Genomic DNA, 15,231 nt, shown 5'->3' on the forward strand with positions numbered 1-15,231 from the left:
CCGTGAATCCATCGTCCCGCCACCCGGCCGTGCCAGCCAGGTGGCGGACCCCGCGCCGCGTGTGCCGCGCGGCGGTCTGCCCGCCCGCTTCTGCGGGCCCCGGCGTGCGGGAATACAATCCGTTCATGGCAGGGCGAATTGAGGACTACGCCCTCATCGGCGACCTGGAGACTGCCGCCCTTGTCGGGCGGAACGGCTCGATCGACTGGTGGTGCGTACCGCGTTTCGACTCGCCCGCATGCTTCGCGTCCCTTCTCGGCGACGGCGGTCACGGCCACTGGGCACTCGCCCCGGACGGCAACCGGCGATGCAGCCGCCGCAGTTACTGCGGCGACACCCTCGTCCTCGACACCGTCTGGGAGTCCGTGACCGGTACGGTCCGGGTGACCGACTTCATGCCGCCGCGTCAGGGCGGCCCGCTGATCGTCCGGGTCGTCGAGGGAATCGCCGGACGCGTCGACATGCGGGGCGAGTTGACCGTGCGCTTCGACCACGGGCATGTCGTGCCCTGGACCCACCGGATCGACCGGCGCACCGTGGCCTCGGTGGCCGGCCCGGACGCGACCCGCCTGCACTGCGGTCCCGGTGCGGGCGAGCCCGTCGTCACCGCCGACCGTACCGCCTTCGCCTTCCCCGTCACGGCGGGCGAGCGTGTCACCTTCGCCCTTGGCTGGCACCCCTCCCATCTGCCCGCGCCGCCCGCGCCCGACGCCCCCGCCGCTCTCGACCGGACACTCGCCCACTGGAACGACTGGGCCGCGGGCCTGCGCTACGAGGGTCCCGCCCGCGAGGCCGTCATCCGCTCGCTCGTCGTGCTCAAGGCCCTCACCTACGAGCCGACCGGCGGTGTCATCGCCGCCGCCACCACCTCGCTGCCCGAGTGCCTCGGTGGCCGGCGCAACTGGGACTACCGCTTCTGCTGGCTGCGCGACTCCACGTTCACCCTGTCCTGCCTGCTGCGCAGCGGATACCGTCGGGAGGCCCTCGCCTGGCACGACTGGCTGGTGCGTACCGTGGCCGGGGATCCGGCCGACCTCCAGCCCCTCTACGGTGTCGCCGGACAGCGCCGGCTGCCGGAGACCCACGCCGACTGGCTCCCGGGGTACGAGAACTCACAGCCCGTCAGGTTCGGAAACGCGGCCGTGGGTCAGTTCCAGCTCGACATCTACGGCGAGGTCGTGAACACCCTCTACTCCGCCGTCCGGGCCGGCGTCGCCATCGACGGACAGGTCTGGAGTCTGATGGCCGCGCTTCTGGAGTACGTCGACAAACACTGGCGCGAACCCGACGAGGGCATCTGGGAAGTCCGGGGTCCGCGACGTCAGTTCGTCCACTCCAAGATCATGGCCTGGGTCGCCGCCGACCGTGCCCTGCGGCTCGCCAGGGTCGCGGGACTGCGCGGATCGGTCCGCCGTTGGCAGGCACTGCGCGCCGAACTCCGCGCGGAAATATGCCAGTTCGGATGGAGCGAGGAGCGCGGATCCTTCACACAGTACTACGGCAGCCGTCGCGTCGACGCCACCGCCCTGCTGATTCCGCGCCTCGGCTTCCTGCCCCCTTCCGACCCCCGGGTGCTCGGCACGGTCCACGCCATGGCGGGACTGCGGGACCGCGGTTTCCTGCGGCGCTACGACGAGGTGTCCAACGGCGAGGTGCACGAGATCGACGGCCTGGGCGGAGCCGAAGGCGCCTTCCTCGCGTGCACCTTCTGGTACGCCGACGCCCTCGCCGTCACCGGCCGGCCGGGCGAGGCCCGGACCGTCTTCGAGCGGGTCCTGGACGTACGCAACGACGTCGGCCTCCTCGCCGAGGAATGGGACCCGGCCGCCGGCCGCCAGCTGGGCAACATGCCGCAGGCGCTGAGCCACGTCGCCCTCGTCGACGCCGCCTTCGTCCTGGACGGGACACGGCGCCGCGAACGCACCCCCGCCCGCCGTGCCGCCCTCGCCTGATCACCTCCCACCCCGGCGCGAGTGCCGCGTCAGGGAATGGCCGCCCTCGGCGTGGGCTACGGCATCGTGATCGCCCGCCGCTTCGGCGCAGCCCCCGTCGTCGAAGGGGACAAACGCCCGCCGGCGGTCGCGGCCGTCGTGGCGGTGCTGTTCGCCGTCGCCCTCGGGGCGGGCGCCGCGCTCGGGGTCGCCGCTCGACTGGACCGAGCCCTACCGGGTGCCGGAGCCGATCCTCATCCTGGTCCTGTACATCGTCATGGGAAAGCGCGACCGCATCAGAGGCAAGGCGATCGGTACCGCGGTCGGCATCGCAGCGGCCCTGCCGGTCGCGGTCCTCGCCCCCTCCGCCTGGGTCACCTCGGTCATCGCCACCGCCGCGTTCGTGGCGGCGCTCACCCAGGCTGACCGGTACTGGCTGATGTACGGCCTCCACACCTTCGCCCTCGTCCTCGCCGCCCCCGGCCAAGTCGCCACCGAGGCCGAGCACCGCGGCTTCGAGATCCTCGCCGACGGCGCCATCTTGGTCATCGGCCTCGCCGTCGTCCACGCGATCGGTGACCGCCTCCTCCAGCGGGCTCCCCAATCTGAACCCGCATCTGACGGGCACAGCGGCTGACGGCCGCTCGAAGCTGGTTCACCCCTCGTCCGTGGCCCGCGGCCCACGCTGGGGCCGCAGGCCCCTGGCAGCTCCGGCAGCTGGAAGGAGTAGCGGCCCACCATGTTGAACCACCCGTCTCTCCGGTCTGGTACCAAGCCGGAGATCTTGTGACGGTGTCCTGTCATCCTCGTCGACCGGGCGGGGACGACGGATGTGACGGCTGAGCAGAGAGCCGGCTGGGACGGGGAACTGTCCGAGCCGACCGATGCGTGGGGGCGGTTGTTCCAGCGGGCCGGGCATGTGACGCCGGATCGGACGCAGTGGCTGTTGAACGGCTCGGTCTGGGACGACCCGCTGCCCCGCCACCTCAAACCCTGGGCTGCCCACCGGCCGACCCCGCCGATCACCGACCCTCAAGATCTCCGGCTGTAAGACGAGGTGTGGCTGGTGGCGCGGAGGTCGGCCAGCAGCTCGGCCTGCCCTTCCAGGACGCCGGAGAGAATGCCGCGGGCGACCCGCAGGAGCTCGGCGATCTGGGGGTGGGTCACGCTGTAGTACACGTTCGACCCCTCCCGGCGGGTGACCACCAGGTTCGCCTTGCGTAGGACGGCCAGCTGCTGGGAAAGGCTGGCGGCCTCCACCCCCACCTCGGGCAGCATCTCGGCGACCGCGTGCTCGCGTACGGACAGGAGTTCCAGGACCCGGATGCGGACCGGGTGCCCCAGCGTCCTGAAGAATTCCGCCTTCAGCTGGTACAGCGGTGTGCTCACCTGGGTACCTCCGTCGTGACTGCCCATCTCATCCACCCGAAACCGTTCCTTCGGAGAGGCATCCGTTCGCCCCTGCTCACGCCTTGCGACCTCCACAATTGCAGATCCCTGCAACTCGCGGGACCCGGCGGGCGGCCTTGGTGACGTTCCCCCGGAGCGGTTCCTTCGCCGGTCAGGCCCTTTTGAGGAACTCGGTCCGCAGGACCAGGCCCTTGACCTTCTTGGTGTTGCACTCGACCTCGCCCGGGCGGGCGGTGAGGCGGATGTTCTTGACCAGGGTGCCGCGCTTGAGGGTCTCGGAGGTGCCCTTGACCTTCAGATCCTTGATCAGGGTGACCGAGTCCCCGTCCTCCAGGACGGTGCCGTTGGTGTCCTTGACGATGATGTCGCTCATGGTGCCGGTGTCCTTCGTCGGTGTTCTCGTGGGTGGTGGTGCTGGTCTCAGGGCCTGACGGGTGCCTCGGGGGACCGCGGGGTGGGCCAGTCGTCGGTGGTCCACTGCTTGACGGTGCCCTGGGCGCCGTGGGCGGCCAGGGCAGCGGCGAGGTCGCAGTGGACGGGGACGTGCGGGCAGGTGGCGTCCGGTACAAGGGAGCCGTCCGCGGGTATCGCGGCGAGCTCGAGCCGGCGTCCGCTCTCGGCGAGGCGGCGGGTGGCCTGGGTGACGGCGATCTGTCCGTCGGCCGACCAGCCCAGCAGGCCGGTCAGGTCGAGGATGACCGGGCCGGTGCCCCGCGCGAGCGCCCAGCCGACGGCGCCGGTGAACCGGCCGGCGGCGTCCGCGCCGAGATATCCGGCCAGGGACAGTACTCCCAGGTCGCGGCGGGTGGTGTAACGCCATTCGATTGTCATCGTCAGCTCCTTTGCTTCACAGGGGAAGGGTGATCCAGACGGCCTTGCCTCGCCCGTCCGCGTCCGGCCGCAAGACGGCGGTGCCGCCGAGCTCCATCGTCATCTCCACCACCGTGGCCAGGCCGCTCCCCGGGGCGGACGACGGCCGGTTCCCGCTGGATGTGGACGAGGCGGTCTCGGGCGGAGCCTTCGAGGAGTCACAGGGCCTCGGTGTCGGAGACCTCGATCATGCGGCGGTCGGCGGGGGCGGTCATCGTGCGGCCCTCCGGATGCGGTGCGGGCGGTGGTGCGTACGGGCCAGCAGGCCGGCCTGCTCCAGGTGTTCACGGGCGCCGGCGATCGCCTCGGGGGTGGTGGCGTACTCCCGGCCTCGCAGGCGCAGCGGCTCCAGGGCGCCGACCGCGTCGAGGGCTTGGCGCTGGCCGGGCCGGATACCGGAGGCCATCACGACGATGCCGCGCCGGTTCAGCTTCTCCACGGCGTCCTTGAGGACGAGGGCGCCGGTGGCGTCCAGGGTGGTCACCCTCGACATGCGCAGGATGACCACTCTCACGTCGGCGACCTCGGAGAGTTCGAGGAGGAACCGGTGGGCGCCGGCGAAGAAGAGGGGGCCGTCGATGCGGTAGGCAACGATGTACTCGGCGAGCAGGGCGTGTTCCTCGTCGCCGTGTTCGCCGGGCAGGTCCGGGCGGAAGTCGACCTGTTCCATCCGGGCCTGCCCCGCCACTGCCTTCAAGGCGAGCGCTCCGGCGACGACGAGGCCGATGACGACCGCGTAGACGAGGTCGAGGATCAGGGTGCCGGCGGCGGTCAGGACGAGGACGACGGCATCCGAGCGGGTGGCCTTCGCCATGGCTCTGAGCGAGCCGACCTCGACCATGCGGATCGCCGTCGCCAGCAGAACGCCGGCCAGGGCGGCGAGGGGGATCTTCGAGACCAGGGGGGCGGCGGCGAACACGATCACCGCGAGTACCGCCGCGTGGGTGAGCGCGGCGAGTCGTGAGGAGGCGCCACTGCGAACGTTGACCGCGGTCCGCGCGATGGCGGCGGTGGCGGGGACGCCGCCGAACAGCGGGGCCGCGAGATTGGCGAGTCCCTGCCCGAACAGTTCCTTGTCCGGGTCGTGCTTCTGGCCCACCGTCATCCCGTCCGCCACGGTCGCCGACAGCAGCGACTCCAGCGCGGCGAGCGCCGCGACCGCGACCGCCGGGGCCAGCAGCGAGCCGAGCGCGGAAGCGTCGAGGAAGTCGAGGGAGGGGGCGGGGAGCCCGGAGGGAAGGTCGCCGATCGGGGCCGCCGCGTCGAGGTGGAAGAGCTGCGTGGTCACGGTGGCGGCGATGACCGCGACGATCGAGAACGGGATCGTCGGCTTCCAACGCGCTCCGGCCAGCATCACCGCCGCGACACCCAGCGAGAGGCCGATCGCCGTCCAGTTCGGGAAGGCCACGAAGTCCACGAGTGCCCGCCACGCCACCAGCAGGACTTTCTCGCCCTCGGGCTTCTCGACCCCGAGCGCGTTCGGTACCTGCTGGAGTCCGATCACGCACGCGATCCCGAGGGTGAAGCCCTCCACCACCGGCGCCGGCACGTACCGCATGTACTGCCCGGCCTTCAGCAGGGCCAGGCAGATCAGGAGCACGCCGGCCGTCAGGCCCACGGTGAGGACGCCGCCGGGCCCGTACTGGGCGACGATCGGCACCAGGACCACGGTCATCGCACCGGTCGGGCCGGACACCTGGAGGTTCGACCCGCCGAACAAGGCGGCGAGCGCGCCCGCGACCACGGCGGTGGCCAGTCCCGCCTCCGCGCCCAGACCGGAGGAGACTCCGAATCCGAGGGCGAGGGGAAGGGCGACGATCGCCACGGTGAGCCCGGCGAGGAGATCCCGGCGAGGGCTGCGGGCCATGACCGCGTAGTCGGCCCGGGCCGGCAGCACGGAGCGGACCCGGCCGAGCACGGCCGTCAGCGCGGAGTTCACGCTCACGAGGCGGGTACCTCGGATTCGCGCAGTTCCTCCAGCAGCTCCAGAACGCCTGTCCGCACCGGGTGCCCGAGCATCCGGAAGAACTCGGCCTTGGCCTGGTACAGCGGAACCGGCACCGTCTCGCACCCTTCTCGCCACCCCGAGCGGGGCGCATGCCTGGTGCTGTGCCCGCGGCTACCTACGGACACAGCAATCACAGCATCTATGAAATTGCAGACTTATGCAATTCAAGGATTTCGCTATCCGTCATCGGTGCGTGAGCGCCCTGACCTGGCCCTCGCGCGGCGCGGTCGGCGCGCGGGGGAGGGGCCGCCGGTTCGCTTCCCCGCGCGCCCGGGGTCCCACGGTCCGGCCCCGCACCGGTCGGCCGTCCGTGCGGGGCGCGCGACATCCGACGTGCGCCCCCTTGGTGGTCCCCGGCGCGCGGCACCCCCGCACCCTCACCGGCGACCCCGCGCGACGCGCTCCGGTGCGGCGGCGGCACCGGACCCCGCCGGGCGGAGCCCGAGCCCCTACATTGGTGATCATGAGCGCAGAACGTGACCTGACCCGGCTGCTTGCCGGGATGAGCCCGGAACTCGACCCCGGGCGTTATGTCTTCACCACGGTGACCGGGCCGGTCCCGCCGGACGTCACCCCGCTCGTCACCGTGCGGGAGCCCGAGGGGCTCACCCTGGTCGTCGCCCAGCAGGATGCCGACAGGGCCGCCCTGCCCTACGACTACGTGGCCGGCTGGATCACCCTGCGGGTTCATTCCGCACTCGACGCGGTGGGTCTGACGGCGGCCGTCTCCCGCGCGCTCGCGGACGCCGGTCTGAGCTGCAACGTCGTGGCGGGATTCCACCACGACCACCTCTTCGTCGAGCACGGACGCGCCCAGGAGGCGCTGACCGCGCTGGAGGCTCTTTCGAGGGGTTCCACCCGGTCTGTCGATTGATGGTCACACAGAGCGCATCCGGGCGTACGCTGAGCTTTTCGCGGGGCCACGAGGCCCGGCCGCATTCGTCCGCGCGCCGGGCGTGCGCCCCCGGTGTGGGGGTGGAGCATGGAGCGATACGGCGGCAGGATCAGCCGCGGGAATCCGGGTCTCTTCGAGCGCGAGGCGGAACTCGCGGCTGCCGAGGAGGCGTTGAACCAACTGACCGGTCTGAGGGACGACGCCCCCGGGCCGCCGGGGCCCGAGCCCGATCCCGACGAACGGGAGCCGGACGAACAGGTCCCGGTCGAGCGGGTCTCGACCGAGCAGGACCCGGACGACGGCCACGCCGATCCACCCGTACCGCGGCCACGGGACACGGCGGCGCGTGGCCGGCGGCCGGCACGCCCGCAACACGGCCGAGCCCTGCACATCGTCACCGGCCCGGAAGAGCCCCCCGCCGTCACCGGCCCGGGAGAGCCCCCCGCCGTCACCCTGTCCGACCGGGCGGCCCGCCGGGAGCGGGCGACCGGGCCGGCGGATCGCCCGGCATCGCGGGGTCGCCCCTGGGCCCGGGGCTTCTCCGGCCCGCGAAGCCCCCGCGGGGGAGTGCTCGCCTACGCGGCCCCCGGCGGACTCGGCAAGACGACCCTGCTCGCCGAGATCCGCCGCCGCGCCGTCGCCAAGGGGTGCACCGTGCTCTCCGCGCGCGGCGGAGACCAGGAACAGCGGGTCGCCTTCCACGTGGCCCGGCAGCTTCTCCAGCCCCAGCTCGCCGCCGCGTCCGACACCGAACTCCGCCGTCGGCTGGGAGGTTGGTACGACATCGTCGGCCCCGCCCTCGGCCTGTGCACGGCCGCTGCCGGCGCCCCGCCGGACCCCCAGGGCCTGCGCGACGGTCTGGACTGGGTCCTCACCCACCTCGCCGTCCGGCGCGCACCGGTCGTCGTCGTGCTGGACGACGCCCACTGGGCCGACCAGGAATCCCTCGGCTGGCTCTCCGCCTTCGCGCCACGTGCCGAGACCCTTCCCCTGCTTCTGGTGGTCGCCTACCGGCCCGACGAACTTCCGGAAGCTGGGGAGGAGTTCACCGGAAGGCGCTCGGGGCAACGCCCCCTCGGACTCGAACCGCTGACCTCCGGAGCGGTCGCCGAGCTCGTCCGCGACGCCGTCGGCGTCCACGCGGACGACGCCTTCTGCCGCGAATGCTGGGCCGTCACCTCCGGCAACCCCTTCGAGGCCGTCGAGCTCGCGGCCAAGATCCGGGACCTCGGACTCACGCCCACCGCCGAAGGCGCGCCCCGACTGCGCGACCTGGCCGCCGCGGTCAAGGGCAGCGGCCTCATCTTCCGGCTCGAACGGCTCGGCACCGCCACCGTCCGCCTCGCCTGGGCCTGCGCCGTCCTCGGCACGGAGATCTCCCCGCAACTCGCCGGCGCGGTCGCCGGACTCGGCGGCGAAGCCGTCGCCGACAGCGCCGAACGCCTCCGCGACGCCCGCATCCTCGCGGGCTCCGAGACCCTCGAGTTCGTCCACCCGCTGATCGCCACCGCCGTCTACCGGGCCATCCCCGCCGCCACCCGCGTCGCCCTGCACGGGCAAGCCGCCTGGTGTGTCGTCGACGCGGGGCTGGGCCCCACGGCGGCCGCCCGCCACCTCCTGGAGACCCACCCCGAGGGCGACCCCTGGGTCGTCGGGAAACTCCGGGCCGCCGCCCGCGAGACCCTCCGCGCCGGCGCACCCGACACGGCTCGCCGGTACCTCGCCCGCGCGCTGCGCGAACCGCCCTCCCACGAGGAACGCGCCGCGGTCCTCTTCGAGCTCGGCAGCGCCTCCCTGCTCACCGAACCCGCCACCACCGTCAACCACCTCCGGGCCGCCCTGGAGGAGTCCGTCTCCGATCCGGCGCTGCGCCACGGCATCGTCTACCGGCTCTCCCAGGTCCTCGCCCACAGCGACCGGCTGGTCGAGGCGTCCGAACTCCTCGCCCGGGAGTCCCGGCTCACCACCGACGCCCGCAGCCGGCTGCGCATGCAGTCCGAGAAGTTCATGTGGGACGCCTTCCGCGCCGACGAACCCGACTCGCCTGCCCGCTCCCGCCGGCTGGCCCGGCTCGCCGACCGTCTCACCGGCCGCGACCTCACCGAGCGCTACGTCATCGGCCTGCGCGCCTGGGACGCCACCCTGCGAGCCGAACCCTGCGCGGTCGGCGTCGCTCATGCCGAGCGGGCCCTGGAAGGCGGCCTGAGCTGGGCCGACGACAGCCGAGGCTTCGAGGTCCCGGTCCTTGTCGCGCTGACCTTCCTCTACGCCGACAGGCCCGGCCGCGCCGAGGACCTCTTCGCGGCCGGCACCGCCGAGTTCGAACGCCAGGGCTGGCGCGGCGCCCACCTCTCCTTCGCCTACACCCTCCTCGCGTACATCCGCTACCGGCGCGGCCGTCTCGTCGAGGCAGAGGACTTCGTGCGCGCCGGGCTCCGCCTCGCCGAACGCGTAGGCCCCCGCACGCCCGCCCACTGGTACGCGGTCGGCGTCATGATCGAGGTACTGCTCGCCCGGGGCCGGGTGGGCGAGGCCGAGCAGGTCGCCCTGACCCACGACTTCGGCGAGCCCTTCCCCGCCGCCGTCACCTTCCCCGACTCGCAGACCGTCCACGCCGAACTGCTGCTGGCCGTGGGCCGCACCGACGAGGCCGCCGCCGAGCTGGCCTCGGTCGGCCGCCGGCTCGACCCGCGCGGCATGCGTAACCCGGCCTGGTGCCCCTGGCAGCTCCACCTCGCCCTCGCCGAGGTCCGGGACACCCCCGACCGGGCGAGGGAAACCGCCCTCGACGCCGTGGAACGCGCCCGCCAGTACGGTGCGCCCTCCGCGATCGGCCAGGCGCTCCGCGTCACCGCCGAGGTCGTCGGGGGCAGCGAGCGTCTGAAGCTGCTGGAGGAGTCGGTCGACTGGCTGGAGCGGTCACCCGCCGCGTACGAGCTGGCCCGGTCCCTGGTCGGCCTGGGTGCCGCCCTGCGCCGTACCGGACGCACCCAGGAGGCCGCCGAGTACCTCTACCGCGGCCTGGAGGAGGCCCAGAGCTGCGGCGCGGACGGCCTCGGCGAGGAGGCGAGGGCCGAGCTGGCCGCCGCCGGGCTCCGGCCCCGCACCCTGCGCCCGGCGGGCACCGACGCGCTCACCGCGCGTGAGCGCGACGCCGCCGACCTCACCGTCCGTGGCGAGGACGCGGCAGCGGCTCTGGACACCGACCACGCCGCCGTCACCCTGTTGTTGTCCGCCGTCTACCGCAAGCTCGGCACGGACCGGGCGGGCCTCGACCAGGCGCTGCGGCATACCGGGCGCGAGCCCCTGGAAGGCGTCCCGCACGGCTGACGACGGACCCGTCACCGACTCGCCCCGGCGCGCCGCACGCCGCGCCGGGGCACGTACCATGGCCGTATGTCCTTCCTCCGCCGCCGTAGCGCCGCCACACCCGCGGGCCCGGACTTCGACGTCCTGGCCATGGACCCGGGCGACTGGCCCGGCAATCTCGGCGCCGGTCTGCTGCCCGCCCCCGACGGGACCTGTCAGGGCGTGTTCCTCCGCTACGACCTGTTCGGCGGCCGGGGCCCCGCGATGATCATCGGCAACCTCCCGGAGGGCTCCCCGGCGCGCGAGCTCGACGACGGGCAGATCCCCTTCGAGGTCGCCCAGCTCCTCGCCGCCCTGGAGAACGACGAGCCGGTCGAGGTCCTCGACGCCGAGGACATGCCGGTCATGCAGGGGGACAACCTGCTGATCGTGCGTCGGCTCAAGCTCTCCGAAAGCCGGATCGCCTGTGTCCAGTTCGACCGCAGCGACAACGTCCTGGTGACGATCGCGAGTTGGGACCGCCCGATCACGGACGACCTGTACGCGCTGTTGAAGCCGCTGCCCGCCGAGCTGTTCCAGCAGGGCTGACGGGAGGCGGGGGCCGATGAGCGCACGCGTCGACAGCTGGATCTGGGCCGTCCGCCTCACCAAGACCCGGTCCCAGGCCGCCGCGGCCTGCCGCGCCGGCCACGTGAAGGTCAACGGTGAACGCGCCAAGCCCGCGCAGGCCGTCAAACCCGGCGACGAGGTCCGGATCCTCCACGGCGGGCGTGAACGGATCGTCGAGGTCAAGGAACTCCACACCAAGAGGGTCGGCCCCCCGGTGGCGGCGGAGGCGTACGCCGACAACAGCCCCCCGCCGCCCCCGCGCGAGCACGTAGCGCTCGCCGCGGTCCGCGACCGTGGTGCCGGCCGGCCCACCAAACGGGAGCGCCGGGAGCTCGACCAGCTGCGCGGACTCCGCCCGTAGCGGACCGTGGGTCGCCCCCGGCTCGCCGGAGGCGACCCCTCCCAGGGTCAGCGCGCGGCGGAGCCGAGGAGTGACGCCAGCCGTGCCGCCGAGGTGCCGAGCCCGGTGGGCCCCCGGCGCAGCAGCGCCGAACCGCTCCCCCCGTGCAGATCCTCCTCGGCGTAACGGCGCACCTTCCGGTGCCAGTTGAGAATCCCGGCCAGCCAGTCCTCCAACTCCCGCAGATAGGCGCCGAAGGCCGCCCTGCCCTCCGCGTCCAGAGCGAAGTCCTCGAACAGCCTGGGTACTTCGTGCTCCTTCACATGCTCGAACTGGCGCAGTCGGCCCCGCATCAGATCGTCGACCATCGCCACGGCGGTGGGGTAGTCGCAGTCGAAGAACTTCTGGAGCACCAGTACCCCGTTGTGCACCTCGCCCTCGACCTCGATCTCCTTCTGGTACGAGAAGAGGTCGTTGAGGAGTGTCGCGTAGTCCGCGGCCGCGTTCTCCAGACTCCGGACCGTGCCCGTGCGGTAGACCGCGGGATCCAGTGTGCTGCCGTGCCGCAGCCGGCACAGCAGCATCGTCAGGTCCGAACCGAAGGTCCGGCGGCGCATCTCGATGTAGTCCACCGGATCCGGCACCCGGTGCTGGGCCTGGTTGTGCAGCTCCCACATCCAGCTGTCCAGCATCCGGTCCATCGCCTCGCGCAGCTGGCCGCGTGCCGCCGGGCCCATCGGTCCGGCCGTCCGCGCCCACAGGTCGGCCAGTGCCCGCTCCATCGGACCGACGGCGAGTGCCGGCCCGGTCGCCGGTTCGTCCACCGGCATACAGGACTTGAGCCGCTCGGTGCACGTCTTGGCGCCGACGAGGTCGCGGGGTCGTCCGAACACGAGCGGGTAGTAGTCGTCGCCGTAGGTCCCCCAGGTCAGCCACTCGGCGCTGAGCTCCAGCTCCTCCGGCGTGGCATCCGGGTCGAGCCCCGCCGAGCAGAGCGCGAAGTCGAAGCCCTCCAGCATCGGCCGGTCCCAGATGTCCTCCAGCAGCCCCATCCGTTCCGCCCAGTCCACCGAGCGTCGCAGTGCCTCCCGGTGGTGCGGGCTGAGCGACAGGGCGTACGGCAGGTCGAACGCGGGCAGCAGGGAGGCCCCCACCCGCTGGTGCGGCTGATGGGTGAAGGCGCGGGTGCGTGAGGCCGCGGGGCGTCCGAACAGCGTCCGGACGTCGAGGGCCGAGGTGCCGATCACGCCGTCCCGTCGCGAAGGCCCGGCCGCGAGGCCCTCGTTCATGTAGCGGCTGGAGCGCAGATGCCACTCGTGACCGCCGGACTGCCAGTCCTGGAGACCCTTGGCGTAGGCCGCCACCGCCGCGCACTCCTCGGGGCTCAGACCCTTCTCCAGGCAGAGGCCGGGCACTTCGGTGAGCGCGGTGTTCTCGAACTGCTGTAGACGCGAGGTCAGCAGGTCGTTGACGGCCTCGGCCGCCTCCTGGGTCGTGCAGCCGAGGAACCTCTCCAGGACGAGGACGCCGTTGCTGTTCTCCCCCTCGTCCTCGACCTCGCGCTGGTACGAGAACAGGTCGTTGCGCAGGTGCACGGCGTCCGAGAACGCGTCCCGCAGCACGAGCAGCGGACGGCTGGCGGCCACCCGCTCGGGGACCTCGGCACCCGCCGCGTACTCCACGAGCCCCGCCGACCAGGGGGCACCGCCCACCTTGCGACGCATCTCGATGTACTCGACGGGATTGGCGACGCGCCCCTCGTTGATGTTGTCGAGTTCCCAGAGGGACTCGTACAGCAGCGCCTCCGTGGACTCGGCGAACCGTTCCCGCCAGGCCGGGGACATGGCCGGCACCGTGCGCCGCCAGAGGTCCGCGAGCCCGGCTTCCACCGGATTGGCGGGCTCGGGTGTCGCCGCGGCCGGGTCCATCGGCATGAACATCGGCAACCGGTCCAGGTAGACCTTGCCGCCCGGCCGGTCCTGGGTGCGCTTGAACACCTCCAGGAAGTGGTCGTCGAAGAAGAAGACCCAGGTGTACCAGTCCGTCACGAGCGACAGAGCCGCGGCGTCGCAGTCCGGGTGGGTGTAGGAACACAGCAGCGCGTAGTCGTGGGATTCGAGATCGTGCTCCTCCCAGACGCCGGATCCCTCCAGCATCCCCATCTTCCGTGCCCACGCCCGGGTGTGCGAACGAGCCTCCTCCACATGGGGGTTGAGCCGTGCCGGATACGGAACATAGAAATCCGGCAGAACGAAGGGCTGAGCCATGCGTGTGGGGCCTTCCGGTGAGTGCGGGGGATGTCCGGCCCAGCATTACCCGTCGCCCGGACGACCCACGCCGTCCCGAAATTAGTCATATCAACGCCGACGGGTGTCGGTGGATCAGTCCTTCGTCGACACCCCTCCCGGGCGCGGGTGTCTCCGCCTGAGCCCGGGGAAACCCGCACGTCAGCGGCGTATGCCGAGGTGACCGGCGGCCGGACCGGATCTCGCGGCGGTCCGGCCGGCGCCGCGCCGCCCGGTGCCCGCCAGTGTCGAACACCGGTGCGACGTGGCACTCGCCCGGGGGACGGACCGCTCAGCGGGTGCCGACGGCGGCACGCACCGCACGCCGAGCCAGGGCGCAGTCGTCGTGCAGCCGTCGCAACAGCCGCCGCTGCTCCTCACCGGGCGAGACCGCGCCGGACGGCACCGGTACCGAACCGGCCGGCGGCGCCTCCCTGATGGTGCGCTGCACCGCCGTCTCGTAGGTACGGATCTCCCGGGTCAGCACGATCATCAGGTTCACCAGGAACGCGTCCCGAGACGCCGGTCCGGCCTGCTGCGCGAGCTGGCTGATCTGACGGCGCGCCGCCGGGGCGTCGCCGAGCACGGCCCACACAGTCGCCAGGTCGTACCCCGGCAGGTACCAGCCGGCGTGCTCCCAGTCGACCAGGACCGGTCCCGTGGGAGAGAGGAGGACGTTGGACAGCAGCGCGTCGCCGTGGCAGAACTGTCCCATGCCCTGGCGGCCGCCGGCGTGCGCCAGGCCGTGCAGCAGCTTTTGCAGGTCGTCACGGTCCCGGTCGGTGAACAGTCCCAGTTCGTGATGGCGCGCGATCCGCGCGGCATAGTCGAGCGGCGCGTCGAAGGTACCGGCCGGGGGACGCCAGGCGTTGAGCCGCGCCACCGCGCCGAGCGCCGCGCGGACGTCGGACCGGGGCGGTGCCTCCACCGGGTGGCGGGCCAGCGCCGCCGCCCGTCCGGGCATCCGCTCGATCACCAGGGTGCAGTTCTCCGGGTCCGCGGCGATCAGCCGCGGTGTCCGTACCGGCGGGCGGTGCCGGACGAAGGAACGGTAGGCGGCTATCTCGTGCCGGAACCGCTCGACCCACGCGGGGGAGTGGTCAAGTAAGCACTTGGCGACCGCCGTCGTCCGGCCGGTCGTCCCCACGATGAGGACGGAGCGACCACTGCGCCGCAGTACCTGAACGGGGTTGAACTCCGGACAGATCCGGTGGACGGACGCGATCGCCATCCTCAACTGCGTGCCCTGCGGGCCCGAGAAGTCGATCCGCCCGCTGAGCGGCTGGGCGGCACTCCCCGCCCAGCGCCGGACCCGGCCGGGCTGTGTGACGGGGGCGAGATATGGTCCGCTGCCGACCGGCACGCTGCGGTGCTGCGGCCGGGGCGGTGCGGACACGGAGGACGATGCTGTGTACATGGAGGAGACAGATCCCTTCGTGTGCCGACGAGTTGCGTGCGTCGCCCCGCCCGGCCTCCGGGCCGCACCCTGGGGAATGTGGGCCGGTTGCCGGGGCGGGGTGGCGCGTTCCTACCCGACACCCGGGCGCGGGTGGCGGAACATCGGGCGCACCCTG

12 protein-coding genes and 2 pseudogenes are annotated in these 15,231 nt (G+C 72.5%); 6 read left to right on the forward strand and 8 right to left on the reverse strand.

Features of this window, described 5'->3' with window-relative positions; all coding sequences use genetic code 11:
* Positions 1 to 125 precede the first annotated feature (125 nt).
* Together OG393_RS31220 and OG393_RS31225 are read left to right on the forward strand one after the other, a co-directional pair.
* The gene (locus tag OG393_RS31220; protein ID WP_327378056.1) at positions 126 to 1,952 is read left to right on the forward strand and encodes a glycoside hydrolase family 15 protein; all 1,827 of its coding nucleotides are present in this window, start codon (positions 126 to 128) and stop codon (positions 1,950 to 1,952) included.
* A 217-nt stretch (positions 1,953 to 2,169) separates the two neighbouring features.
* Complete coding sequence (locus OG393_RS31225) at positions 2,170 to 2,568, forward strand: hypothetical protein (RefSeq protein ID WP_327378057.1); 399 nt, start codon at positions 2,170 to 2,172, stop codon at positions 2,566 to 2,568.
* 395 nt (positions 2,569 to 2,963) lie between these two features.
* Here OG393_RS31225 and OG393_RS31230 read toward each other — a convergent pair whose 3' ends face one another.
* From OG393_RS31230 to OG393_RS31255, 6 genes and pseudogenes are all read right to left on the reverse strand, one after another.
* Positions 2,964 to 3,320 (reverse strand): ArsR/SmtB family transcription factor, encoded by a 357-nt coding sequence (locus OG393_RS31230; protein ID WP_327378058.1) that lies wholly within the window; start codon positions 3,318 to 3,320, stop codon positions 2,964 to 2,966.
* Between the two features lie 172 nt (positions 3,321 to 3,492).
* Positions 3,493 to 3,714, reverse strand: coding sequence for an alkylphosphonate utilization protein (locus OG393_RS31235; RefSeq protein ID WP_327378059.1), 222 nt, complete (start codon positions 3,712 to 3,714; stop codon positions 3,493 to 3,495).
* A gap of 47 nt (positions 3,715 to 3,761) precedes the next feature.
* A complete protein-coding gene (locus tag OG393_RS31240) occupies positions 3,762 to 4,172 on the reverse strand; it encodes an STAS domain-containing protein (protein WP_327378060.1) in 411 nt (136 codons plus the stop codon).
* Between the two features lie 16 nt (positions 4,173 to 4,188).
* Positions 4,189 to 4,308 (reverse strand): annotated as a pseudogene (locus tag OG393_RS31245) (ATP-binding protein); the annotation flags it as partial.
* A gap of 114 nt (positions 4,309 to 4,422) precedes the next feature.
* Entirely contained in the window at positions 4,423 to 6,078 is a 1,656-nt protein-coding gene (locus OG393_RS31250; RefSeq protein ID WP_327378606.1) for a SulP family inorganic anion transporter, read from the reverse strand.
* 104 nt (positions 6,079 to 6,182) lie between these two features.
* Positions 6,183 to 6,272 (reverse strand): annotated as a pseudogene (locus OG393_RS31255) (transcriptional regulator); the annotation flags it as partial.
* Positions 6,273 to 6,682: 410 nt separating this feature from the next.
* On the opposite strand from OG393_RS31255, the gene OG393_RS31260 reads away from it, so the two are divergent.
* The 4 genes from OG393_RS31260 to OG393_RS31275 all read left to right on the forward strand — a co-directional run bounded on the left by OG393_RS31260 (position 6,683) and on the right by OG393_RS31275 (position 11,393).
* Complete coding sequence (locus OG393_RS31260) at positions 6,683 to 7,093, forward strand: ACT domain-containing protein (protein WP_327378061.1); 411 nt, start codon at positions 6,683 to 6,685, stop codon at positions 7,091 to 7,093.
* Positions 7,094 to 7,201: 108 nt separating this feature from the next.
* Positions 7,202 to 10,444 carry an ATP-binding protein gene (locus OG393_RS31265; protein WP_327378062.1) on the forward strand — a complete coding sequence of 1,081 codons (3,243 nt, stop codon included), beginning with the start codon at positions 7,202 to 7,204 and terminating at the stop codon, positions 10,442 to 10,444.
* 66 nt (positions 10,445 to 10,510) lie between these two features.
* Positions 10,511 to 11,011 (forward strand): hypothetical protein, encoded by a 501-nt coding sequence (locus tag OG393_RS31270; RefSeq protein ID WP_327378063.1) that lies wholly within the window; start codon positions 10,511 to 10,513, stop codon positions 11,009 to 11,011.
* 16 nt (positions 11,012 to 11,027) lie between these two features.
* Entirely contained in the window at positions 11,028 to 11,393 is a 366-nt protein-coding gene (locus tag OG393_RS31275) for an RNA-binding S4 domain-containing protein (protein WP_327378064.1), read from the forward strand.
* Between the two features lie 47 nt (positions 11,394 to 11,440).
* Here the strand turns inward: OG393_RS31275 and OG393_RS31280 are convergent, their stop codons facing one another.
* Both OG393_RS31280 and OG393_RS31285 read right to left on the reverse strand, forming a co-directional pair.
* On the reverse strand, positions 11,441 to 13,639 hold the full coding sequence (locus tag OG393_RS31280; protein ID WP_327378066.1) for a terpene synthase family protein: 2,199 nt from the start codon (positions 13,637 to 13,639) through the stop codon (positions 11,441 to 11,443).
* A gap of 310 nt (positions 13,640 to 13,949) precedes the next feature.
* Positions 13,950 to 15,074: an aminoglycoside phosphotransferase family protein gene (locus tag OG393_RS31285; RefSeq protein ID WP_327378067.1), complete on the reverse strand. Its 1,125-nt coding sequence runs from the start codon at positions 15,072 to 15,074 to the stop codon at positions 13,950 to 13,952.
* Positions 15,075 to 15,231: the final 157 nt, after the last annotated feature.

The organism is Streptomyces sp. NBC_01216 (assembly GCF_035994945.1).
In the GTDB taxonomy this organism is placed as follows: Bacteria; Actinomycetota; Actinomycetes; order Streptomycetales; family Streptomycetaceae; genus Streptomyces.